Genomic DNA, 23,529 nt, shown 5'->3' with positions numbered 1-23,529 from the left:
ATTTGGAGAACTCGCACATGAAATTTGTTATTCGATTATCGGTACTATTGGTCGTCATGTTCATGATGAATATTGCGCATGCGCAGATTGTCAGAACAACGACGAAGGTCGGCACGACGGTCGCACAGTTCTTGAAGATTGGAGCCGGGGCTCGATCCGTAGCAATGGGTGGAAGCGCCGCTGCAATGGATGGCGATGTCTATGCAATTTATTGGAATCCCGGTTCACTCGCGCGCCTTAAAACTCCCGGTGAAACTTCTTTCAATCATACACAATGGCTTGCTGATATCGACTATAACTATGTCGCCAGCGGTTTAACAATCGATGGAGTAGGGACACTTGGACTTTCGGTCACATCAGTAACGATGCCGGAAGAGATTGTTCGAACGGAGATCAATCCTGAAGGGGATGGACGCCGATGGAGTTACAGTGCGTTTTCTATGGGACTCTCATATGCTCGTTCGTTGACTGATCGATTTTCAATTGGATTTACCGCCAAATACATTCGTGAAGGTATCTGGAATATGTCTTCATCCGGTTTTGCTTTTGATATTGGAACGATCTATACAACTACATTCAACGGATTGAAAATCGGCGCCAGCATTTCCAACTTTGGAACAAAGATGCGTCTTGATGGCCAGGATATTTCATTTAATAATTATCCGACAGGTGAACAGGGACAAGGTCCGCAAAATATTCAATCGTTGTATAAAACGGAAGCATATGACATCCCACTGCAATTCCGTATCGGCTTGGCAATGGATGTTTTAACGATGGATGCGATCCGTGCTACGGCTTCAGTCGATGCAACACATCCTAATGACAATGTGGAGTATGTGAATTCCGGTGTAGAAGTAGCGTATGATGAAATGTTCTTTGCCCGCGTTGGATATAATTCCTTGTTTAATGAAAATTCAGAACAGGGTTTAACGTGGGGTGTAGGATTCAACTTCCAGATTACAAATCTCAACGGTATCAAAGTCGATTATGCGTTTGCCGATCATGGCCGCCTGAACGACGTTCAATACGTTACAGTAAGTATTACGTATTAACGATATTACTAGTGCCGTGCATGCAACCTTGTCAAGGTTTCGAAAAAATTATTTTATAACCTTGGCATGGTTTCGTAACAAAAAAACCTGAGTGATGAGCTCAGGTTTTTTTGTTACTCAATTCGATGATGGTATTACTTGAGCATCATCATTTTAATGTTCTTTTCGATATTTCCGGCAGTCATCTTCGCAATATAAGCACCCGATGAAACTGTCTTGCCGTTTTTATCTTTTCCATTCCATGCAATGTTGTGTGATCCTTTGGTAAACTCTTCATTGTTTGCTAATGTTGTTACTTCCTTACCAAGCATATCAAAGATCCGTAAGGTTACTTGTTTGGACAACGGGAGAACGAAATTAATAGTTGTTGTCGGATTGAATGGATTGGGGAAGTTCTGATTCAATTGATAATCATCAGGCATAATTACTGTAAGATTCTTATTGCCGACTGAACCGACAACATCCGCTTCCAGTGACCGGAAGATCCATTTTTTGACGTTTGTTACTTTCTTGCTGGAATCCTCCACAAATAGTTGGGTATTGACATCAAAATGCTGCCAGCTGGAGGTTACTGAATCTGTCACTGATTGGTACGGCAGAATAACTTCCACTTTTCCGTCACCATCAATATCTCTCGGCATCGACATTTTGGAAACAAATCCTTCGCCTATTACTTTTACGGTATCTTTTATTTGCATTGAATCGCGATAAGTAAAAGATGCATAGACATCGGATTCGCCTTTGTAAAATACTTTGCGCGTATAATTTGCGGGATTGCGCAATGAACCGGTTCCGTTGTATTCAATCGCAACCACGTTGCTTGGGTAAGCGGATCCTACCAAGATCTCTTTTTTACCGTTACGGTCCAGATCAGCTTCTACACCGGTAAAGCTTGAAATCGGTATCCCAGAACTGGTCTGTGATACAGCCGAAGCAATCTTCACGGCATGGGTTGCATCTGCTTTTTGAACATCATCAGCTGCATCGTAATCAATAACGAATAACGATCCATCAAGTGTGTCGCTCAAACCGCCGTAGAGCGGTAAATAGACTTCGGAGTTATTATCCTTATCAAGATTTGCGACAATGCCACCGAATAAGGCAACATAATCAAACGTAGGGGTAATCTGATAGTAATGAGTGCCATTGACAGGAGCGGTGGTATCCGGCGTTACATATGTATCTGCGCCGGTTACTTTCATTACCCAGTAATCCAAAAAGTTCCAGTTGTGGCAAACAATTTCCATCTTACCATCGCCATTCAGATCGACGGGATGAATTCCATACGGTGATCCCCCGCCAAATTTTGAACTTGCAAGTCGGCGTGTACCGCCTTCAATTTCAAATGTCGAAAGACCCGGTTCGTTTGTTGACCAATCGCCGAGAGCGTGAATGATAAGAAAATCATCATTCCCACCACCTGCGAGATTCTTCGGTGTCAACAATTCCTGTTGATTGTCTCCATCAACATCGGCCACTTCAAAATGTTCCACCGTTAATTGAAGACCGCCTTCGACAGCAGTACCTGCTAACGATCCAAAATTGGAACCATAGGCAACAGTATTTGGAATTATTGCCGAAGGAAGTGTTCCAAATTTATGACTGCCGGTGACACCATCCCATTCAAATACTAAAAATCCACCCGTTGCACCGGCGCGTGGGAAAATAATTTCTCCTTTACCGTCACCGTCCAAATCTCCTGAACGAACTGTTCTTGGTGTTGATGTTCCACCGACTCCATACGGTGTACCGCTCAGTGTATCAAGGCGCGGTGAAGACCATATCCATTCAAGTGTATCATTTCCGGCAGCCTGAAATACATGAACTCGACCGGATTTGGAATAATCTGTAACGATAATTTCAGGTTTTCCGTCTTTATCAAGATCGGGAGCAACCCATGAACCGCGTATACCAATGTCTCCAAAAAAAGCGCTGTCCGGTTTTACCGTTGTCTTTTTTGGAATAAATTTGCCTCCCAAATGGGTTTGTCCGAAGACAAAGGCAGATACCAAAAGAGACAAGAAAAGAAGAGTAGATATTTTTTTCATTGTTACTCCTATTGTGAATGAAGTTATTGTGGATTGTCGTCTCAAACTAGAGGATATTACTATGGTAAAAATAGTCAATCTAACGAAGTGAATCAAGATTCTTCTAGAGAATTTTGGCGACATTATTTGAATTGTGAAGCTTATTTGGTATTTTTGATAAAATTTTGGACAAGGGTGAATCACCATTCTATTTTTCATACTGCTTCAAGTCTGTTATTGATCAAGCCCCGTGCTATCGGAGATGTTCTCCTTTCAACACCTGTCATTAAAAACATTAAACTACAATTTCCAAATATCCAGATTGATTTTTTGTGCGAAGAATTTGCTTCCGATGTTGTTTCGGGGAATCCTTATCTCCGTGAGGTGATCAGTTTCAATAAAAAGAACGATTCGACCTTTTCCGTTATCCAAAAGATTCGAAGTAGAAAGTATGATATTGTCATTGATCTATTTGGAAATCCTCGAACAGCGTTAATTACCCGATGCAGCGGAGCGAAACAAAGAATCGGATTTCCTTTCCGCGGTCGTGCGTATGCATACAATGCACATGTAACACCCCGCGGTGGAGAAGTTCATAACGTCGACTTTAATCTGGACGTTTTGCGTCATTTTGGGATTGCAATTACTGATTCCACTCCCGACTTCATCATTCAAAGCAATGACGAAATTCTTGCTCAACAGTGGTTGAAGGAACAACTTGGTTCACAACAATCAATCGTAGGAATTAATCCGAGCGGCGGATGGTATACCAAAAAATGGAACAGCGAATCATATGCGCAATTAGCGGATGAGATTATCGAAAAACATCAGTCCAATGTTCTCTATTTTTGGGGTCCAGGAGAATATGATGAAGTGCAAAAGATACGGTCAATGATGAAGCACAAGAGTGCTATCATTCCGAAGACAAGTTTAAAAGAAATGGGTGCGTTCCTGAAATCCTGTTCGTATCTTATCAGTAATGATTCGGGGCCGATGCATATTGCAGCATCGCTTAGTGTGCCAACTCTGGGAATTTACGGACCGACTGATCCTAACTTGCAGGGTCCGTACGGCAAAAAAAATCTATGGGTAAGAGATGAAAGACTGGATTGCCTTGAATGTAATCTTACTGAATGCCCGATTGGAAATATTTGCATGAAAGGTCTCTCTGTTGAAGTAGTCTTCAACGCTTTTCAGCAGCTTAAGAACAACAATTAAATTCGCATGGCTAAAAAATCGATAACAAAGAAAAAAACAATAAAAAAAATATTTATTCCCGACTGTAAACGCTTCACCGGATATAAACCATGTTTTCCGGGTAAGGCTTGCTATCAGGAGTGTGTTGACCATGAACCAATCGGGAAGAAGATCCTTATCATAAATCTGGATGCCATGGGTGCCGTGGTGCAGACGACAGCGATGCTTCCTGCGATTAAACGAAAATATCCGAACAGCCATATTTCATGGATCACATTGAAGAATGCGTACCGGTTGCTCGATAACAATCCGTATCTCGATGCAGTCTACTTGTGGGAACCGGAAAATTGGATGATACTGCAGCAAATGCAATTCGACATTGTCTATCAAACGGATAAAACAAAACGATCTTGCGCTTTTGGCAACACGCTTAACGCAAAAGAAAAGATCGGATTTGGTTTAAACAAGAATGGACAAATCATTCCTTTGAACAAGGAGGCGGAGTATAGTTATATCCTTGGATTGGATGATGAATTGAAGTTCCGCAAAAATGAAAAATATGGGACTCAGATTCTTCAAGAATCGATGAAGTTGAAGTTCCAGCGAGATGAATACGTGTTTGAATTATCGGCGGAAGAAAAACAATTCTGCGAGAGTTATTGCTCCGAACATCAATTGCATAATGGTGATCTGATTGTCGGATTTAACACCGGTTGTTCGTATCTTTATCAAAATAAAAAAATGACGATTGATCAACATGTGCAGTTGATTGAAACAATGTATTCGGTTAAGGGTATTCGTTTAGTGCTTGTCGGCGGACCGGAAGATACAGAACGGAACGCAGAAATTGTCCGCAGGGTTGGGAATAAAGTATTAAACACGCCAACTACGGAAGGGGTCAGGCGCGGTATCTGTTACGAGAACATTTGCGATGTGATTATTACCGGCGATTCTTTCGGAATGCACGTTGCCATTGGATTGAAAAAACATGTCATCGCCTGGTTCGGTTTAAGCTGCTGGAATGAGATTGATCTGTATGAGCGGGGCATCAAATTGATTCCGGAAGGTCTTTTCTGTGCACCATGCTGGAAAAAACAGTGTCCTTACAACCTGGAATGTATCCAAATGATAGATCTGAAGAGGATTGTTTCAGAAGTGAAACGATTTGCCGCATTAAGAGCAAAATAAAAAATATCCTTCGAGGGGATTTTTTATTGCTTCACACCTTTTTCTGTAAGATAATCGGTAAATTTTTTCGATTCGTAGTGATTTTCTGCAATAAAACTCAACACATGAATAAACCGGTCTGCCTCCACATATCCCGGAAGAATCGTAATAGGTTCTCCATTGCTTTTCAAAAATAAAGTGGCCGGATAACCATTCACACCCATCCCTTGAGAAAATTCTGCCGGACTAATCTTCTTACCTGAATAGGATATTGTTTCATTGGCTTCAGCATTTAATTTGATAATCACAAAGTATTTTTCAAGGTAATCCGTGATTTTTTTATCGCCATAGGTGCCGGAGTCCATTTTTTTGCACCAGCCACACCAATCGGTATACACGTCAATCAAAACTTTTTTCCCTGATTGTTTTGCTTGTTTTAATCCGTCGTCAAATTTTTTCCATTGAGGGTTTTTTGCCGCAGTAAGTGTAGAAAAAATTACAACGAGCAAAACAAACATTATTTTTTTCATATCATCCTTTAGAATAGTTGTCACAGCATACAACAGCGCATGAATAGAATGCGTTCCAGCAAAAGTTCACTTTCTTATCACATGTTCAATACGAGAAAGAACAGCATCGACGGAGATTTCTTCAAACGTGCACACTTTCGGATTACCAGGACATCGATTCTGACAATATCCTTCTGCCGGAAGAACAACTTCCGATTTATTGCCAAGTGAACCCCATAATTTGAAGGAACAGGCTGGAAGCGGGCAAAACATTGTCACTGTCGGAATTTTCAATGCTGCAGCGATATGCTGTGTTCCCGTGCTTGATGATACGAGTATTGAAAGCATACTGCACAAAGCTATTAGTTCACGAAGATCGCTTCCCGTGTATACAATATGTTTTTCCTTAAACTGTTCAAAATGTTTTTCCAAAACTGGATTCCCGATTCCAATATTAATGAATAATTGGTGTCGTTTGGATAGGGTTTCACATAATTGAACATACCGTTCAGCCCGCCAATTCGGAACAGAGTTATTTGAACTTGGATTGATTCCGATAATCGGTTTAGTAAGGTCGAAGTTTTTATTCCTAAAATAAAATGCTGATTGTTCTTTCTCGTTTGCACTGACAAACAATTCCGGTGTGATATCGTCATTTTTTACACCAATCTTTCTTCCAAGATCCATAACATAGTCCGCTTCATGACGCAGAGGAATATATTTATTTCTGCTCACCGTCCTTGTTCCGGTGAGAATTTGATAGATCTTACCCCCAACTCCGATGCGACGGCGAATTCCGGCAAGGAGCATCATCCACGCGTGTCGTTCACGGGGAAGAGGTATTAATCCTGTATCAAAGTGTAATTTCCGTAATGTATGTACCTGACTCCAAAATCCTTTTTTCCCTGCATCTTTTCCTTGAGGATCGTCTGTAATAAGCAGATCGATATTCGGATTATTTTGCAGTAATACTCCTGAAATGGAATTGACCATGACCGCGACAAAGGAGTTCGGAAATGATTGTTTCACAGTACGAATGAGAGGAGTGGTAAGAACGACGTCACCGATTCGATCCGGTCGGATGATAAGAATGCGGCGTGGTTTCATGGTAACACTTGTTTATAAACAGCGAGAGTTTTTTCAGCAACTCTGCTCCAAAGAAATTCTTTCTTCATATGTTCTTTGAGCATCGGTTTTTTTTGAGCATTCAGCGACGTAATAATTCCGGATTTTATGGATTCTACAGATCCCGGTTCCACGTAGGTTGCCATCGAATTAAAATAGTCCTTTGTTCCGCCATACGGAGTAATGACAATCTTTGCGCCGGCAAGAGCTGCTTCCAATGCGGCAATTCCGGGCGTTTCAAAAAGCGAAGGGAGTACAAATACATTACATGCAGCATAAGCCGATGCAAGCATTTCTGAATCATTTTCCAAACCATCAATGATCAGGATATTTTTCGATCCTTTTGCTTCCTCTAAACATTTTTTACCCTCTGGTGTGCCGGAAACTTTACCAATGATGACTGCAGGGTGATCTATCTGTTTTAATGCCTTAATCAATTGCAAAACATTTTTTCGTGCAGGGCCAATATGACCGACATTCAGGATAAAATTTTCAATCCCATATTTTTTCTTAAATAATGAGGGATCGCCAAATTCAAATCGCGCTTCCACTCCGTTTGGAACAACGGAAATTTTGTTTGATAAAACCCCGAGACCCTCGTGGAGAAGCTTCCCTTCATCGTGTGTATTTGGCAGGACGGCACGAGACCAATCGCAGATCTGTTTTGTATAATCGTAATTTGTCCAGATTCCAGATTTAAAATTTTTAAGTGCCTTCGATATTCCAAGAATTGTTCGAATATAAGCAGGGGAGTGCTGTGTAAAAAAGATTGATGAACTGACAAACGGAATGGAAAAAATATTTAGGACACTTGCCAGATGAAATGTCCCAAGATTTGCAGAAAAAATGTGGACGAGATCGCTCGATTTCTTATCAAAATGATCCCACGGTTGGAAAAGGGAGACCTTTACTCCTAATTTCTCTAATTCGTGTTTGGTCTGGAGAATTTGAACGCGCGGACCGCCATGCAGAAGCGATAATGATTGATATGTTGCGAAGGTGATATTCATTCTGTTGTTTTTATCCACCAATCAAGGGCATTTTGCAGTAGGTGTTTTGGATCGAATTTGCGTGATTGCATCAGACGATCATTCGGCACAATTTCTCTTCTAGTTTGTTTGAACGGTATATCGTTCAAATGAATGTTTTCGTTTAAGGTAATAATAGATTCGCTCTTATCTGATCGTATGATGCGAAAGTGTACATCAGTACTTTCGCTTAAAGGTTCAATCACTCCGTTTACAAAACGAAACAGACCGAGTTGCGATGTCCGAAGTTTCCACCATGCCGCATATTGTGCGTACGATAATTTTGCGATGTTTCGCTCGTTAATATAACGAAAAACTTCTTCAAAGACTCCGTTGTGTTGATGCGTTGGATGGTGATAGAAACAAATTGGTTCATTCAATATCACGTTGGAATCAATAATCGATTTAAAATATGTAACCATATCATCATCACTCATCCGTGCACGAAGCATTGTTCCAATGCAGATGGGATGAATCGGCATTTGAGAGAGTGAAAAGAATTTATTATTAATGAACGGAAATGAAGGAAGATTATCATAATCATACGCGAATTCTGAAGAATAGTGGAAACCGAGTTTTTCAATCGCTTCTGCGTATGCCTCATTCCACTCTCCAGTGGGAGCCGTGATTCCAACTGGCCGAATTTTGTGTTTCTGAAGAAGAGAAAGCCCCTTTTGAAAATTCTCTTGATTAAGTGTTGATGTTCGATACAAGGCATGTTCGTAACAGTGAAGACCGATTTCCTGCTGCGTAAATTTATGAAAATAGGGGAGCCATGATTCGTGACTTTTTACATCCAAAAACCATGTGGTCGGGATATTGTTTTCATTGCTTATTCGGTAGATTTGCTCCACTTGTTCTTGAGAACCCTTGTCCGAATCAATCCTGAATGTAAAAATGGTTGGTTCGGAACCGGGGAAATACCATTGATGCACCAATGGAATTTCTTGAAAACGATGGAGAGTTTTAAGTAACGAAAAAATCACCTGCCGAATTCCATTTTTATTTCGTTTCGCAACAACTTCGTTAGGCATTCTTCCAGTTTGTCGGAAAAAATTTTTTCGCTTTGAGTCGTTGTTCAAAACAATTTCAATATCAATTCCAAGAAATGCTTTCCATCCTCCTCCGGATTGTTCAATCTCAACGAAATCACCATTGCCGAAGTACGTAACGGAAGAATAAAGATCAAGAATGTCGAAATATTCATAATAAGGATTTGATGTCGGAGGAATAGAGGTTATGTACGATAGAGTAGGTCTTCTGCTTTGTATTTCGTTCTTTGCTTTCGTTGTAAATAGTGCCGATCCGCCACGATGAACGAAATCTTGAATGTTACTTTGTAAATCAGTCCCAAGTTCGGAATTGACGATAATGACTGAAAAATCGTTTGCTGAATAATTGTGTTGAGAAATGACTTTCCACGGAATTCCGATCTGACGAAACAAAAATTCCCACGCAGGTTCGTACTCTGTTAATCCTGCTTGCAATATGACCGGACTATTTCGCATTGAGCAGTGATGTAATATGAGAGATTAATTGTTCTTCTCTTCGGGTCTTAGTAAAAAGTGTGGCAATTCTTTCTCTGGATTTAGAATTGTTTACATTCTTTAATCCATCATGAATAGCGCTGACAGCTTCAGCAATATTCCCGTATTCAATGATCGATCCGGTGGTACCAATTGCCGTCGGAATGCCTCCGACATTTGTCCCAACGGGATAACATTCACACAACATCGCTTCGCATAAAGAATTTGGCAGCCCTTCCCGCATTGACGGCTGAAAATAGACCGGCGCTTTTTGATAATAGTCCAAAAGCTCATTTTGGGGAATTGATTCAATGTAATGCAGGTTTGTTGGGATTGTCAATTGTTGCGCAATATGTTTACTCAAACCGATCAGGATAAAAGTTTGTTCCGGACATGCCGCAGCAACATTTAATAAAAATGGTATTCCTTTGATCTGCATTCTCGTAAGATTGACACATTGAGCGACAGTCAAAATATATTTTTCTTTTTTCTTTCCCGAAGTCCATTGTGTAGAATTATACCCTGTCGGGACTACATGAATATTTGTTCCTTTATATTGTGCGAGTCGAATTGCATCACGTTTTAAGGATTCATCAACGGCCAGAATGATATCAGCATTTCTAATTCCGTATCCAACGATGATTGATTTAAATCGGCTGTTCCATATACCATATTGTAACTCCGGTAATTTTGCTACATCCACGCCCCCCAGTACAATGATTGATTTCTTGTGAAAAACTTTTGTGAGCAAGACAAGAATTGAAGCGTAGACTGAAGCAAACCAAGAAAAGGTTATATCCGTTTTTGGTAGTTTACGAAGAAATTTTAGAATCGTAAAGAATCCTGGTGACAGTATCTCGGTCATCTCATAATGCTTGCGCAAGAAGGATAGATCTTCACGAATGAAAGAAGTGGAAAAGGTTGATGTGAACAATATGTGTGCTTGTTTGTTCACGATGGAGCAGTTTACAGTAGAAAAGTCAGCGAAAATGTATGGTTAGGTGAAAATGCATTTTTCATCGGAACAAATGCATAATCAAAACGAATAATGCCGTACGCTATGCCAACACCACCGGTAAAGGATTTAACTTCATAACCGGTTTGATATCCGGCCCGAATCATAAACATTGAATCATACACTGCTTCAGTTCCGAAATGGAGGTGAGTTATTTCATCATCCAATGTTTTTACGGCATCACCGGCAAAGAGTAATGAAAAATCTGGAGTGAAGAGAGTGCTGTACGATGCACCCAATCGTATGGTAGTAGGTAAGACCGAACGTTCAGATCGTAATACCGACATAGAACCAAAATTCAGAAGACTTACGCCAATATTGACATTATCAAATGCTTTGTAAAAAAAACCGGCATCGATTCCATATCCGCTTGCTTCGTCTGTATAGATTTTTTCATATAATAATTTTCCTGTAAGTCCCACAGTCATTTCATCTGACAATGAAATCGCAGCTCCAACCCCAATAGCACCATTTCGTGCACCAAATGTGCCTTCTGCTTCACCGGGACGAAGACGGACTTCAATATCATTTACCGAAGTCGTATACGCTGAAAGTCCAAACGTAAAGGTCTCTCCGGGAATTGTCGCACCGATATAATCCGTAGTCGTTTCTGAAAATCCCTGTCGATGGCTAATCATCAATTGCCTGAGATTTGAGAAACGAATCGAAGCAGGATTGTAATAATACGAGGAGTGGTCGTTGGTGATAGAAGTAAACGCTTCACCCATAGCAGAAGAACGAGCATCCGCACTTAATTTAAGAAATGGTAAACCCGTTTTGATCTGCTGAGCTTGAGTTACTATTAAGGTCATTGCGGACAAAATAAATATCGTTATCAGCTTCTTCATAATCGTATAGAAAGTGAAATCACATGCATGGAAAACAGACCGTATGGCTCAAGAATATACGCATAATTCACAGAGGGTTTCCAATCAGTATAATCCGTCCGGACTGTCAAACCAAACGATGGATGCGCTTGATCAGGTTTTTTAATATCCCATCCATCAATACCGGCACGAAGAGTGAGTGCGTCGATGGGACTGATCTCACCGCCGGCACGTATTATCGTTGTCGCTTTATTGCTTCGCTCAATTTCGGCGGAGAGAAGAGTGGTGAACTCTTCAAATACATAGGAAAGACCGATTGTTTGTCTTGTCGGAAATTTGTCAATAGTTGAGTTTCCTAGTTGATCGTAAAGATCGGATGTTTCCCAACGATATTTTGTGTTAAAATCTTTAAAGGTTCCTGCAATGGTCAGTTGTGGAGTGATAGGATACATAACACCAAAATCAAAACCAACGGTTGTGGTAGAGAGTTTTTCAAACAAGGAGTAGTAGTATAATTTTGTGGTGAGTCCAATGGTCACTTTTCGTATTCGAAGTGCAAATGATAGTGAGAATTGATTTTCGGATGTGGAATATGTTTCTGTTTTAAATCCATCAACGTCTCTTCCATCGATATCGGAAACACCTGCATTTAAAATGCCGAACGCAATTCCTGCATTCGTATCGATCGGTTGAGAATAGAAGATTGAGTTTAAACTCCTATCAAGCGACAATAGTCCATACGAAACAGAAGAATGTTGATTTTTTAGCAACGCCACAACGGCTGGATTGTAATAACCGGAATTTTCCCCCGTCTTTACCGCCGTCAATGCATTACCCATTCCCATGCCTCTTGCTCCAAATCCCATCCGTGAAAAAGCACCAGGCGTTCCTGCAATTTGCGCCGGCGAAATAGTTGTAACAACCAAAAACATGCTTATGAGAAATGTACTCAAAAATCCGAATTCATTATCATTGCGAACCGTTTTTTGCCGAAGTCCCGCTGTACGGGATTCCGTACAGCGGAGCAATCTGGATTTAATTCCAAAAATGAAAAGATTGCTTCGGTCGCTCCCGCCTGAACGCCCTCCAAAAAGATGACGGGTAAACTGGCGGGCAGGTCGCTCTCTCGCATTGACCGGAATTGTTGAATCACTTTCGATCATATTTGCTTTACTGTATGACAAGTATTTTTCCCCAGCGAGGTTCATCATGATCGATTACTAACTGATAAAAATAAACTCCATTTGTAGCAAAACTATTGTTTTCGTTTTTCCCATCCCATATTTCATCATGTTCTCGAGACGATTCTCTTAATGCATTTTGAATGACTGTGCGGACGAGGTTCATACCAAAATCAAAAATGCGAATCGTAACGGTTGCAGCTGATGGTTTTCCCGTTGCATAATGAATTCGTACGACCTCATCGTCAGGAGCGAAAGGATTTGGATATGCGTACGTTTCAGCAATAGGGGAAACAGTTCGTGCTGCATGAAGTATTGTCCAATTGCTGCCGAACGGCGTATTGATATTATCGATAGTCTTCACTAATCCATCGCCTCCGCCAAACCATGCCGTATCTCCTGTTGATCCTGCTGAGAAGAATTTACTCTGAGTATAACGTTGTCGAGTATTCTTATCGTAAATCGTTCCTGTTTGTATCCACGATTGTCCAAAATCAGTGGAGCGGAAGATACCATTGTCAGTCGGAACATACACGACATCTCCCTTAAATCCAAAGTTATGCGCAAACTCACCGATGAGCGATTGTTTCCAGGAAATTCCGCCATCGTCGGTAAAACTGACTCCACGTTTTTCACTATTGTCCGATGCATTTATGGTGGCAGCCCAGACGACATTTTTTGTTGTTGTCTTCTGTTTAGTGAGAGCAACAACAAAATTTCCAGAAATAGGATTTACTTGTGTTTGTTTCGTGAACCGAATCCACGAAATGCCGCGATTCGTTGTTTTGTTGATTCCACCTGCCGATCCAATCCAAATAGTGGAATCATTCTCTGCCAAGACGGAAAATGCTCTATGATTCAAATTATTCTGTAGTCCTAACGCTCCGCCGGAAGGAGAGAGATCGAACACTAGTGAATCATTAGGGGCGATGGACGAAAGATTATCAGGAGGTAAAATAACGCGTTGCCATGTTTTCCCTGTATCGTGAGAAACACGGGTCATTCCTGCAAATGAACAGATGTAGACCGAGTTTCCTGCGATTGCAATATCATAGGTAATGTTATTGATAGAAGTGGTAATCCCTAATGCTCGGATCGTACTTTTCGAATTCCAAAAAAGAGTATCCACATTGTGTGCATCAACCGGTTGAGCAACTACTTTCCACGTTTCGCCGCCATTGGAAGAGTAACGCAATCCGCTTCCTTCCGGCAAGGATTGATCATCTCGCTGCACGGAATGGGCAGTGGCAACCCAGACATTTTTTCCCTGAACGGCAAGAGCAGAAATATCTTCTTTGCCAAATTCCGGCGTATCGTAATAATTTTTCCAGCTCCAACCGCCATCAATAGAGCGGCTGAGCCCTTTTCCGGTTCCGGCCCAGATGGTATCGTTACTTATGACAAGATCAGTAATGACATTGCTTGCTTGAATTGTTGCGTTGCTACTTGTTTGCGTCAATTCAAACGATCGACTGGAGAGGATTTGAGATTGCGAGTGAGCAAACTCAACACAAATCGTTACCATCAAAATAAATAAAGATTTTCTCATTGTATGAAAATCCTTTTAGTGATGGTATTAGAATAGGCGTTTGATTGATCTTTTGCAGAAAAAATAAAATCGCGATAAGTATTTCGTTGTGTTGTACTGAAAATTGGGACAATAATGGAATACACGCCATCTCCTGCAAGACTATCGCCGCTGGTTAAACCAAACTGTGGAAGGATTGTTTTCCCGCCGTCATCCGAAAGGGAAAATGTTCCGGCAACAGATGAATCAGGTCTTTGAGAAGTCAAAATAACATCAACCAAATCACTTAATCCCTGCTGATCCGATACACCGAGACTGAAATAAATAAGATTAACAGTGTCGGCACTGTTTGGGACACGCACCGAGTCAGGCGAAGAAAGATTGAAAATGGTTGGAGCATTATTTGTTGACAAAATAATCTTGAGGGGTAAGTTGAACGTATTGCTTGAAAATCCTTTTTTATCTTTTGTGGAAAATTGAACGTTATAGATGCCGATGACATCTTTCGGTAATGTTAGATTGATCTGCGAGTTATATTTTCCATCCGCTGCGTTTACGTCCGGCAAAACTCCATTGTCGCTCAATGTCCCCGAAGTAAATACTTTTCCGGAAGGCGAAATGACGGTGTATAAGACAGATGCGATATCGCTTAATCCGTTATCGTCATTAGCATTGACATAACCGATAATCGAAATGTCAATCGTCGATCCGGTGATGATCAATTTTCCAAAATCTACAAGAGAAGGGGCAACAGATGCTTCAATGATCGTCGGTGGGATCTGTGTATCGATCACTGCATTGTCGCTCGGGATATCGCATCCAGAGAGAGTAAGTATGATGCCCAGTATTGATATGTGAAATATTCGATTCATGTCAAAAAAAAACCGAGGCTTTATCCTCGGTTTGAATAAAGCAATCTGCAATGAAAAAGTAGTTCGTTAAATGGTATTTCGAAATCTTTTGTATCGAACTTTTCTATGGCAGAGTGCTCTTGTTATTGAATTCTGTACTAATGATAATAAAAAATGGTTCGAGAGTCAAACTATAAAGCAATATTGAACGGTGATGGTGTAAAACAGACAATGAGAATGCCGAATGTGCACCAGCCAATCAGGCGGCGGTTAGCATCTAATTCCGATTCATCATCCACCGGGGGATGATATAATTTCACAACAAATAAGAGGATCAATGTCCAAAAGATCCAACCGGACCAGCCAATATTCGTTTCAACACCAAGCATTGGTAAAAATCCTGCAAAACCCATAAGGAAGATAATTCCGAATGCTACATTCGACACCATTTTATGTTTGTCTCCAAACATTGTGTAGGAAAGATGCCCGCCGTCCAACTGACCGACAGGAACCAAATTCATTGCGGTCACGAACAAACCGAACCATCCCGTGCAGAGAAAAGGATAATGATACATTTCACTCATCGGCGGAATAAAATCTTTAGTGCCATTGGTCAGAGTTTGTGAAAAAAAATCATACAGCAGCGATGAACCAAACGTTAATCCAACTCCTTGTTCCTGCTGTGTGAAAAAATCGGGATGGATTTGGAGAATAAATTCCTTTCCGGGAAGGTGCGTAAATCCGTAGATCAGGATTCCCATTGTTGCAAGAAATCCAGCGATGGGTCCTGCAACACCAATGTCAAACATCACTTTTTTTGAGGGGATTGCGGACTGTGTTTTAATCACCGCACCAAATGTTCCAAAATTTAAAAAACCCGGAAGAGAGGGTGTCGGAATATAAAATGGCAAGGTTGCCTGCACTCCATGATATCGTGCGGCAAAATAATGTCCAAATTCATGACAGGTCAAAATAAACAATATAGAGGTTGAATAGGGAAGGCCGTACCAAAAATTCGAGAGATCGAATGGGTCGATGTTCAGCCATGAAACTCCGGCAACAGTTGCGGTAAAGAAGGTTGCAATGAATAAACCGAGATGTAATAAAATTTTTTTGATTGGCATATTTAAAAGTCAATAGTAAATCCAACACCGGAGTATTCATCGTTTTGATCATGATACTCCCCGTGGATACTGTTTCCCGAATGATAGACAAAAAAAACTTTTGTGCCGCGGCCGCTCCATGTCCCAATTTTAGTGCCTAGCTGAAATTCGTGTCGGGGTAGGAGTCCTGTGGCGGTAAATTGATACGCTGTATATCCGTCAAATGCACTCGCAAGATGCCGATGATATTCTACACCAAAATAACCGAGCAGTTTTGGCAGCGTCAGCGGATCAATATGCCAAATGTATATTAACCCAATATATCCCCGTATCTGGTTATCCGGTTCGAAGCCGATGGCCAGATCCAGAAACTCTCTACTGTAAACCCGCGGGGACAAATTGTTTTTCCAAATTCCGGTTGAACCGTCAAAATGTCCATCCACAAAATGCGCGCTGATATGGCTCAAGCGCAACCGGGATGAGAAGACTCCATCGTTCAATGTATCGACGTAGTTGATGTTGAATCCGAAAAGATAATCAACAGCATCAACCGGGAAGTGAAAATTCTTTTCACCACTGAGTTGTGTATAGGTGAAAAAATCTGACCCGATGGTAATGTGTCGCGTATTCTCTTCAAATGAATATTGAACCATATCAACGGAATTACCTATATCGAGTCGCAAGCGGTTGCCGTCGGTATGCCAGAGTAACCCCATGCGCGGTTCGAATGTATTTGCCGCCAGCGGCCGAAAGAGAAGAGGGCCTGAAGAGAAAGCGAATCCTGGTTCAGCAGAAAACGTAACTGTTGTACAAAAAAGAAGAAGTGCAAAAACATTTTTCATTACGGTTGAATCCAAATCGGGTTTGTGTAACAAAATCCATTGCGGTCTACGCCGTGGGCATCATGTGTATATGCTTCTGCTCTAATATACGAAAAGAATTCTGCTTGATGCCAATCGCTGATCTGATGGATCGAATACGGATCGGTGAAATGTTTTATGTCGAAAAGTTTGTGTTCGCCTTTTCCAATAATTCCCATAAAAATTTTAATGGAACGAAACTGTCCAAACTCATCCGTTGTTGCGCCGTGAAGTTTTACAACGAATTTTTTTCCATTGACAGTTTCTCCAATTATTCCTGTGTCGGGCGAATCGGTCTCCAATTCAATTGTGACAATCGGTCCATTCGTAATGACAGTTCTTCCTTTCCCAAGTGCATCAATGATCGCTTGTTCAGAAACAGTATGCGCAAAAACAGCTGTTTTCATTTTTCCGAAGATCTGCGTCTCATGTTCACGGAATGAAACCATAGGGATATTAATCTGAACAAAACGATTAAAATTACCGTGTGCATCATTTCCGCCCAGAAGAAATTTCTTTTCGCCGCGATTGAGCATCCATTTCCAAATGTCCATTCCTCGAAAAAATGCATCGGACTGGCTGCCGTTCAAAATCTGAAAGCCGGAAATCCCTTTTTCCGTCATATCTCCAATTGTCCATTCATCTCGTTTGAGTAAGAGTTGCTGCAAAAAATGAACGTTTTCCGTTGGATGTGATGCATACGCAACAGCATGTTTTTCTTTCAACAAAAGAATTTCCTGAATGGTATATTCACACTTCGTTCGGAACCATTTTTCAGCACTGTCGCCAGATCCATGGAAATAATTGTGATTGCCAAAAATTAAAAAATGGACATTCTTCTTCTCAGAATTCGTACAGGAAACTTCTTCTCCCCGAAGCACGGCAAAATCTTTTTCCTTTGCATTGATCGCATCGACTTCCTGCTGGAACGCTTTCCATTTTGGAAGATTTGGGTCGTTTACCAAATAATTTCCGATTGAATCGTCCAGGTCGTATGAATGGTCAGTAACACCAAAAAACGAAAGTCCCATCGACCGGCACAGGTGAGGCGAAGCGGAAATTGGTGAACCGAATTCCACTTGGTCTTCAGTATAGTTGGAATGTGTATGTGTGTCGCCATACACCCAGCCATTAATGACAGGAAGATGTGTCTTTGAGCGGTAAAATTTTAACGGTGCTTTTGAGGTGAAACGATGATTGTTGATATGGGTAATTTTTATTTTACCTTTTTGTCGTGTAGTGATCTCAACATCAAGGAACATCATGCCGTACAACGAAGCCAGACTTCCCGAGAAGTTCAAATCAAGAATCTTATACCAAAAATGCGAACTGATCTTTAATACAGGAGAAAATTCAAACGTATGAGAGTAAACTTTTCTTGCATTATGAAGAAGTGAAATCTTCACGCTTAGTAATTCAACGGGATAAATGTGAGCATCTTTAATAAGAATCAGAATAGGATATGCCTTATCCGGGTCAAGACGATGAGGCGCATCAGCAATAATTTCTGGTTCAGATTTCTTATAAAGACTGAAGAAATATTTGAATCGGTAATGTGTTTCTGCGTACAGAAAAAAAGGGAATAGGAACATTATGATAGAGTGGTTAGCAGGTTGTCAATGCGATGCCGCAGTACGGAATAGTCATTGGAAAATTGCACAAATCCGGAATAGGAATTGAATTGCGCAAGGGATCGTGGCAGTGAAAAATCTTTTTGAGTTTCAGCATAACAGATTTGTTTCTTCTTCAATCGCTGCGCCAAATATTCTTGTTCAGTCTGCTGAGGAGTCGGAACAAAAATAGCATTTGCTCCAAGAAAAGACAAATCCATAATTGTGCTGTAGCCTGGTCTGGAGATGATAATGTGTGAAGAAGCAATGGCTTCTGATAATTCTTTTGCTGTTAACGAGCTGACAAGCGTTAACGTATCCGAAAGTTTCATTTTAAGCTTTTGTTCTGGAGTACCCCGAACAACTAACGAACGCATAGTCGTTTGTTTTAATTGATCTGTGATCATTGCTTCAAATATTGTCCTCTGCGGTTCCGGCCCGGAAAGTATAACGAGCACATCAAGTTCCTTATTTATAGAATTCAGTTTTGTAAGACGAGAGAGCGGACCGATAAAATGCGAATTCTTTGGAACGAGTGTGGTGTGAGACAAATCTCCGCTCAGATTGTTTTCGGAATCGACATCGGGAATCCAAACTTCGATAAAAGGTTTCATCAGTTGTCTGTTTGCAAAATCGACAATACCTTGACCCCAGCGAATATATTTAGACAGCAAAATTCGTAACTGATGTGTAATGAATATAGAGGGAACTCGGTTTGAATAAACACCCCACCGGTTATCGGAAATAACTGCGTCTATCTCATACTCTGTAATGAATGATTCTAATAATCGATGTTCGTCCGAAATTCCTTTGAATAATGTTGGAAGCTGTCGAAACATTGTCCATGCCATATTTGCATTAACCGGATAGTCGATTGTATATCCCGGAAAACGAATATGCTCGAGTTGTGGGAATTCTCTTTTTAATAATCCTGCCGGACGATTATCGGCAGCGATAACAACTTCAACATTCTTTGCAATCAATTCGTTTATGATTGGAATGCATCGTGTGGCATGTCCAAGTCCCCAATCAAGCGGAGCGATAAGAATCCTTTTTTTCTTCATCGAATGGCTCCGAACTTAAAACCGCGCTTTTGAATTTCTGGTATGACGTGCTCAAGAATCTGTCCGATCTTATGCTGCGTCAGATCATTATCATGAAATACCAGAATGGATCCGTTGGCGATGTGATTAAGCGATACATGTGTAATTTTCTCGGTTGTCCAATTCCTGAAATCACCGGTTAAACAACTCCACATCACAAGACAATACCCAAGCTCTTTCGCTGCGGAAACGGTATTCCACAAGAAAAAACCAAACGGAGGACGAAATAATCGAACTTTTTCCTTAACAATCCGAGAGAGAATCGCTTCAGTTTTCTTGATCTCTGTTACTGTCTCCTTTTTTGAAAAAGCTAACCTGCGGGAATGATTGAATGCATGAATTCCAACAGAATGTCCTTCGTTGACGATTCGACACACAATGTCTTCTCTACCCTCAATATTTTTTCCTGACAGAAAGAATGTTGCGTGCACACCGTGTTTTTTTAAAATATCCAACACAACTGGTGTGGCAATCGAATGCGGACCATCATCAAATGTAAGGAAGATTTTTTTTCCCGGCATTCTCCAAAGTAACGAAGGGAAGAGTGTGCGGTGTAATATTCCGGTGTGCGTAATCATTGGGATTCTTTTTTTAAAGTACGTTCTTTCCATTCAAAGGAGAAAAAATATCCTCCAACGGTTGAAATCAATACGAACGGTATATGAATGATTGCTGTCGGAATAAAATATTTCATTGCTTCGGTGGTCTTTGTGATAAGGGCAAATCTCATCATGAAAAAATAATCAATGAAAATATTTGCGGCAAACACGAGCCATGGAATGATGTTCCACTCAATCGATGTTAATGGCAACACGACTGCCAATGACACAAACATGATGAACGTGCATATCATAAAGAACATCATATACGGAGGATAATATGCGGTTTGTCCGACCCATCTCATGCGTTGATAAAATACTTCCTTCCAGGTCGAGACTGGCTGCGTTTTGATCTCGGAACGTTTATCAAATGCAAAACGGGCTTTCCATTTTCCATCCTCAACTATTTTCTGAGCCAAGAGCGAATCATCACCTGTGTTGATATGCGTTAACGTCTCAAAACCGCCCGAATCGTCGAAGGCTTGGATGCGAAACGCCATATTGCTTCCGTTGCTCACAAGCATGCGCCCCATTCCAATTGCGCCGGCCGCTATTGCTGTGTAAGAGATAAAGTCCAAAAATTGAAACCCCCAAAAAAGCGGCGAAAGATTTTTCTGTTTTTCATATACCGTCAATCCTGTTACCACTCCCACATGCTCTTCAAAATATGTATTGATTGACGATATCCATTCTGGTGAAGCAACACAATCTGCGTCCGTGGTTACGATTATTTCATTCAAGGAATGTTGAATTCCCATTGTTAGTGCACGGATCTTCGGAGAACGAATGGTAGACGTTACATCCGTGTGTAATAACGTGATTATGAATGGGGATCTTATCGAAAATTCTTTTACAATTTGAGCAGTCCGGTCCGAAGATTGATCATCCACAACAATGATATTCAGTTTTTCCTTCGGATAGTTTTGATGTTGAAGAGACTCTAAACAACGACCGATATTATTTTCTTCATTTCGCGCAGGAATGATAATGGTAATTGAATGATGGAACGAATTCGTTCCATTTGTAAGTCTGGAAAGTCCACGGTAAAAAAAGATGATCTGTCTGATATACACAAATATCAAACCGAGCAAGAGATACGAAATATATTCTATAAACGCGGACATTATTTTCGTTTTAATCTGGTGACCAATAGAGCACCGATCGCAGCCGGAATGATAATATTGGCAAACGACATCACTAACGATGCACTGAACGCCACAGCGGCGCTTGTTCCTACTTTTTCAAAAAAGAACACTGCTGCACTTTCCCGTACACCAAGATCACCAAAGGATATTGGAAAAATGACCGCTTTCACAAAGAAAACAGACGATGCACAGATAATCACGTTAATGAACGAGACAGGGGCGAACGCAATCGTTAAAAAATAATATTCAGTGAGGATGACGGCATAGAGAAGAAATGTCAACCCGAACAATATTCTGCCATTGGTGTTGTGCAATTTATTTTCGATGACGAGGATCATTTCATAAAAACGGTGATTACGAATTTTATCCGGAAGAAATTTAAGAAGATCCTTAATGGTTTTCGGAAAGAGAAAAATAACTGCGATTGCGGCAAGGGCAATTATGATAATGTATTGAAAGCTTGAGTGCCAATATTCAATTCCATAATTTGCAATGAAGAGTGTTAATCCCGTCCCGCCGATAATGAACGTAAGGGCTGCCCAATAAAGCTTATCAATCACCGTAATTCCTATCACATGCGATTTGTTGACATTCGGAACACTTGCAACTCGTCCCGCAAATTCGCCGAGCTGCGCCGGCGTAAAAAATCCGGCAGTAAAGCCTACTAAAAGAGAAGTAATAACGTCCTTATTTGAAATATTGTTTGTGATAATACGGAGCAGATATCGCCAACGATAAAAATGAACGATCAATTGAAGAACAGCTAAACCAAATCCAATAATGAGATAAAGTGAGTTTGCATTTTGCAGCGAAGTGATAAGGTCATCAAGATTTATATAATAGATAAGGCCGCCCAGTAACAGAATAGAAACAGCAACCTTCAGAGTTGTTGAAACAACGGGATGAGAGAAAAATTGCTTCACGCAGCGCTGGTTCCTTTCCATTCAAATGTTCGAATAATTCCGAGCGGTGCAATCAGAAATGAATACAACACCAGAAGCAATTCATTCCGTGAAAATTCTATGGTAGAAAATTCTTCATGAAAAATTGTTTTGCCATGAGCAATAAGTGCTCCGTCAATATTTAGTTTTATCATCAAAAAAATTAATGCAATCAACGGCGAAATAAAAAATCCAATAATTACTGAGAGATGAAAAAGGTGAATCACTGAATATGCCAGTTGAATATGTTTAGAATAAAATTTGCTTGCGGAAACATGCCTCGTTCGCTGATTCACAAATTGTGAAAATGAAGAGGGAGGAAGTGTCCGCACATAACTTTCACGAGAAATCATGTATCGAATGTTCCAGTTGGTTTTTCGTTTCAGCACTTGTAAAAAAAGGTCATCATCACCACTGATGGAGTGTTTAATTGTTTCAAAACCATTCACCTCTTTATACACTTTTTTACGATAGGCAAAGTTTCTTCCGGTACACATGAACGCATTCTTCAACTCAACTGCAGAGGCAGCCAGCAGAGAGTTTTTATATTCTTCATATCGGAGAAATGAATTCGAAGTGTTTAGAGTATAAGGACTATATCCAGCAACTGCGCCGACATCATTCATAAATTGTTTAGATAATTCTCGCAGCCAATTCTTTGGCACAATACAATCGGCATCCGTGAATGCAAGAATCTCAAACTGTGATTGTTCAATTGCTGTTCGTAGCGCATTTTTTTTGTGCGGCATGTCGGTTGTATTTTCTTCAATGGTAATCAAACGAACATGACGGTACTGTTTTTGGAACTTTTCGATGATGGATGCAGTCGAATCAATGGATCGATCGTTGACAATAATAATTTCAAACTTTTCAGATGAATATTGTTGATCGACCAATGATTGGAGCAATGATCCTATAACTTTTTCTTCATTTCTGGCAGCAACAATTACGGAAATAGGTTGTTCAACTGACTCGGAATGCGGATTCACAAGTCTGTTTAATCCGATCCATAAACACAGGTGAATAATGGCGTACATTGACCCGAGGAAAATAAGCAGCCAGAAGAGCAGTTGTTCGATCATACCTTCAAAATAACCAAAGATTTCATTCCATTCAATATAATAGAATTAGTTTC

21 protein-coding genes are annotated in these 23,529 nt (G+C 40.7%); 3 read left to right on the top strand and 18 right to left on the bottom strand.

Annotated elements, in window-relative coordinates:
* Positions 1-17: 17 nt before the first annotated feature.
* The gene (locus WDA22_07030) at positions 18-1,052 is read left to right on the top strand and encodes a PorV/PorQ family protein (protein ID MFA5833213.1); all 1,035 of its coding nucleotides are present in this window, start codon (positions 18-20) and stop codon (positions 1,050-1,052) included.
* Positions 1,053-1,186: 134 nt separating this feature from the next.
* Here WDA22_07030 and WDA22_07025 read toward each other — a convergent pair whose 3' ends face one another.
* Positions 1,187-3,100, bottom strand: coding sequence for an FG-GAP-like repeat-containing protein (locus WDA22_07025; protein ID MFA5833212.1), 1,914 nt, complete (start codon positions 3,098-3,100; stop codon positions 1,187-1,189).
* A 216-nt stretch (positions 3,101-3,316) separates the two neighbouring features.
* Here WDA22_07025 and WDA22_07020 point away from each other — a divergent pair, with 216 nt between their 5' ends.
* Together WDA22_07020 and WDA22_07015 are read left to right on the top strand one after the other, a co-directional pair.
* Positions 3,317-4,297, top strand: a complete 981-nt coding sequence (locus WDA22_07020; GenBank protein MFA5833211.1) for a glycosyltransferase family 9 protein — start codon at positions 3,317-3,319, stop codon at positions 4,295-4,297.
* Between the two features lie 6 nt (positions 4,298-4,303).
* A complete protein-coding gene (locus WDA22_07015) occupies positions 4,304-5,464 on the top strand; it encodes a glycosyltransferase family 9 protein (protein ID MFA5833210.1) in 1,161 nt (386 codons plus the stop codon).
* A 23-nt stretch (positions 5,465-5,487) separates the two neighbouring features.
* Here WDA22_07015 and WDA22_07010 read toward each other — a convergent pair whose 3' ends face one another.
* The 17 genes from WDA22_07010 to WDA22_06930 all read right to left on the bottom strand — a co-directional run bounded on the left by WDA22_07010 (position 5,488) and on the right by WDA22_06930 (position 23,476).
* Complete coding sequence (locus tag WDA22_07010) at positions 5,488-5,973, bottom strand: DUF255 domain-containing protein (protein ID MFA5833209.1); 486 nt, start codon at positions 5,971-5,973, stop codon at positions 5,488-5,490.
* A 66-nt stretch (positions 5,974-6,039) separates the two neighbouring features.
* Complete coding sequence (locus WDA22_07005) at positions 6,040-7,059, bottom strand: glycosyltransferase family 9 protein (GenBank protein MFA5833208.1); 1,020 nt, start codon at positions 7,057-7,059, stop codon at positions 6,040-6,042.
* Entirely contained in the window at positions 7,056-8,087 is a 1,032-nt protein-coding gene (locus WDA22_07000) for a glycosyltransferase (protein ID MFA5833207.1), read from the bottom strand. The genes WDA22_07005 and WDA22_07000 overlap by 4 nt, the downstream gene beginning before the upstream one ends.
* Positions 8,084-9,613, bottom strand: coding sequence for a polysaccharide deacetylase family protein (locus tag WDA22_06995; protein ID MFA5833206.1), 1,530 nt, complete (start codon positions 9,611-9,613; stop codon positions 8,084-8,086). Before WDA22_06995 ends, WDA22_07000 begins: the two co-directional genes overlap by 4 nt.
* The gene (locus WDA22_06990) at positions 9,603-10,496 is read right to left on the bottom strand and encodes a glycosyltransferase family 4 protein (GenBank protein MFA5833205.1); all 894 of its coding nucleotides are present in this window, start codon (positions 10,494-10,496) and stop codon (positions 9,603-9,605) included. Before WDA22_06990 ends, WDA22_06995 begins: the two co-directional genes overlap by 11 nt.
* Before the next feature lie 101 nt (positions 10,497-10,597).
* Positions 10,598-11,494, bottom strand: a complete 897-nt coding sequence (locus WDA22_06985) for a PorV/PorQ family protein (GenBank protein ID MFA5833204.1) — start codon at positions 11,492-11,494, stop codon at positions 10,598-10,600.
* A complete protein-coding gene (locus WDA22_06980) occupies positions 11,491-12,657 on the bottom strand; it encodes a hypothetical protein (GenBank protein MFA5833203.1) in 1,167 nt (388 codons plus the stop codon). The genes WDA22_06985 and WDA22_06980 overlap by 4 nt, the downstream gene beginning before the upstream one ends.
* Complete coding sequence (locus tag WDA22_06975) at positions 12,644-14,203, bottom strand: hypothetical protein (protein ID MFA5833202.1); 1,560 nt, start codon at positions 14,201-14,203, stop codon at positions 12,644-12,646. Before WDA22_06975 ends, WDA22_06980 begins: the two co-directional genes overlap by 14 nt.
* Positions 14,200-15,054, bottom strand: a complete 855-nt coding sequence (locus WDA22_06970; GenBank protein ID MFA5833201.1) for a hypothetical protein — start codon at positions 15,052-15,054, stop codon at positions 14,200-14,202. The genes WDA22_06975 and WDA22_06970 overlap by 4 nt, the downstream gene beginning before the upstream one ends.
* 170 nt (positions 15,055-15,224) lie before the next feature.
* Positions 15,225-16,157: a site-2 protease family protein gene (locus tag WDA22_06965; protein MFA5833200.1), complete on the bottom strand. Its 933-nt coding sequence runs from the start codon at positions 16,155-16,157 to the stop codon at positions 15,225-15,227.
* 2 nt (positions 16,158-16,159) lie between these two features.
* Entirely contained in the window at positions 16,160-16,978 is an 819-nt protein-coding gene (locus WDA22_06960) for a DUF1207 domain-containing protein (protein ID MFA5833199.1), read from the bottom strand.
* Entirely contained in the window at positions 16,978-18,588 is a 1,611-nt protein-coding gene (locus WDA22_06955; GenBank protein MFA5833198.1) for a hypothetical protein, read from the bottom strand. The genes WDA22_06960 and WDA22_06955 overlap by 1 nt, the downstream gene beginning before the upstream one ends.
* On the bottom strand, positions 18,588-19,670 hold the full coding sequence (locus WDA22_06950; protein MFA5833197.1) for a glycosyltransferase: 1,083 nt from the start codon (positions 19,668-19,670) through the stop codon (positions 18,588-18,590). Before WDA22_06950 ends, WDA22_06955 begins: the two co-directional genes overlap by 1 nt.
* Positions 19,667-20,287 carry a polysaccharide deacetylase family protein gene (locus WDA22_06945; protein MFA5833196.1) on the bottom strand — a complete coding sequence of 207 codons (621 nt, stop codon included), beginning with the start codon at positions 20,285-20,287 and terminating at the stop codon, positions 19,667-19,669. The genes WDA22_06950 and WDA22_06945 overlap by 4 nt, the downstream gene beginning before the upstream one ends.
* Positions 20,284-21,432 carry a glycosyltransferase gene (locus WDA22_06940; protein MFA5833195.1) on the bottom strand — a complete coding sequence of 383 codons (1,149 nt, stop codon included), beginning with the start codon at positions 21,430-21,432 and terminating at the stop codon, positions 20,284-20,286. Before WDA22_06940 ends, WDA22_06945 begins: the two co-directional genes overlap by 4 nt.
* The gene (locus WDA22_06935; GenBank protein MFA5833194.1) at positions 21,432-22,376 is read right to left on the bottom strand and encodes a lysylphosphatidylglycerol synthase transmembrane domain-containing protein; all 945 of its coding nucleotides are present in this window, start codon (positions 22,374-22,376) and stop codon (positions 21,432-21,434) included. The genes WDA22_06940 and WDA22_06935 overlap by 1 nt, the downstream gene beginning before the upstream one ends.
* Complete coding sequence (locus tag WDA22_06930) at positions 22,373-23,476, bottom strand: glycosyltransferase (GenBank protein ID MFA5833193.1); 1,104 nt, start codon at positions 23,474-23,476, stop codon at positions 22,373-22,375. Before WDA22_06930 ends, WDA22_06935 begins: the two co-directional genes overlap by 4 nt.
* Positions 23,477-23,529: the final 53 nt, after the last annotated feature.

This window comes from Bacteroidota bacterium (assembly GCA_041658205.1).
GTDB lineage: Bacteria > Bacteroidota > Ignavibacteria > UBA10030 > UBA8401 > UBA8401.
Note: the sequence above shows the minus strand (reverse complement) of the source record. Positions and strands in the feature narration are given on the sequence as shown.

Coding starts and splice junctions, on each gene's coding strand:
- WDA22_07030 (MFA5833213.1), top strand. CDS start 18: ATGAAATTTGTTATTCGATTATCGGTACTATTGGTCGTCATGTTCATG.
- WDA22_07025 (MFA5833212.1), bottom strand. CDS start 3,100: ATGAAAAAAATATCTACTCTTCTTTTCTTGTCTCTTTTGGTATCTGCC.
- WDA22_07015 (MFA5833210.1), top strand. CDS start 4,304: ATGGCTAAAAAATCGATAACAAAGAAAAAAACAATAAAAAAAATATTT.
- WDA22_07010 (MFA5833209.1), bottom strand. CDS start 5,973: ATGAAAAAAATAATGTTTGTTTTGCTCGTTGTAATTTTTTCTACACTT.
- WDA22_07005 (MFA5833208.1), bottom strand. CDS start 7,059: ATGAAACCACGCCGCATTCTTATCATCCGACCGGATCGAATCGGTGAC.
- WDA22_07000 (MFA5833207.1), bottom strand. CDS start 8,087: ATGAATATCACCTTCGCAACATATCAATCATTATCGCTTCTGCATGGC.
- WDA22_06995 (MFA5833206.1), bottom strand. CDS start 9,613: ATGCGAAATAGTCCGGTCATATTGCAAGCAGGATTAACAGAGTACGAA.
- WDA22_06990 (MFA5833205.1), bottom strand. CDS start 10,496: ATGACCGAGATACTGTCACCAGGATTCTTTACGATTCTAAAATTTCTT.
- WDA22_06985 (MFA5833204.1), bottom strand. CDS start 11,494: ATGAAGAAGCTGATAACGATATTTATTTTGTCCGCAATGACCTTAATA.
- WDA22_06975 (MFA5833202.1), bottom strand. CDS start 14,203: ATGAGAAAATCTTTATTTATTTTGATGGTAACGATTTGTGTTGAGTTT.
- WDA22_06970 (MFA5833201.1), bottom strand. CDS start 15,054: ATGAATCGAATATTTCACATATCAATACTGGGCATCATACTTACTCTC.
- WDA22_06965 (MFA5833200.1), bottom strand. CDS start 16,157: ATGCCAATCAAAAAAATTTTATTACATCTCGGTTTATTCATTGCAACC.
- WDA22_06960 (MFA5833199.1), bottom strand. CDS start 16,978: ATGAAAAATGTTTTTGCACTTCTTCTTTTTTGTACAACAGTTACGTTT.
- WDA22_06955 (MFA5833198.1), bottom strand. CDS start 18,588: ATGTTCCTATTCCCTTTTTTTCTGTACGCAGAAACACATTACCGATTC.
- WDA22_06950 (MFA5833197.1), bottom strand. CDS start 19,670: ATGAAGAAAAAAAGGATTCTTATCGCTCCGCTTGATTGGGGACTTGGA.
- WDA22_06945 (MFA5833196.1), bottom strand. CDS start 20,287: ATGATTACGCACACCGGAATATTACACCGCACACTCTTCCCTTCGTTA.
- WDA22_06940 (MFA5833195.1), bottom strand. CDS start 21,432: ATGTCCGCGTTTATAGAATATATTTCGTATCTCTTGCTCGGTTTGATA.
- WDA22_06930 (MFA5833193.1), bottom strand. CDS start 23,476: ATGATCGAACAACTGCTCTTCTGGCTGCTTATTTTCCTCGGGTCAATG.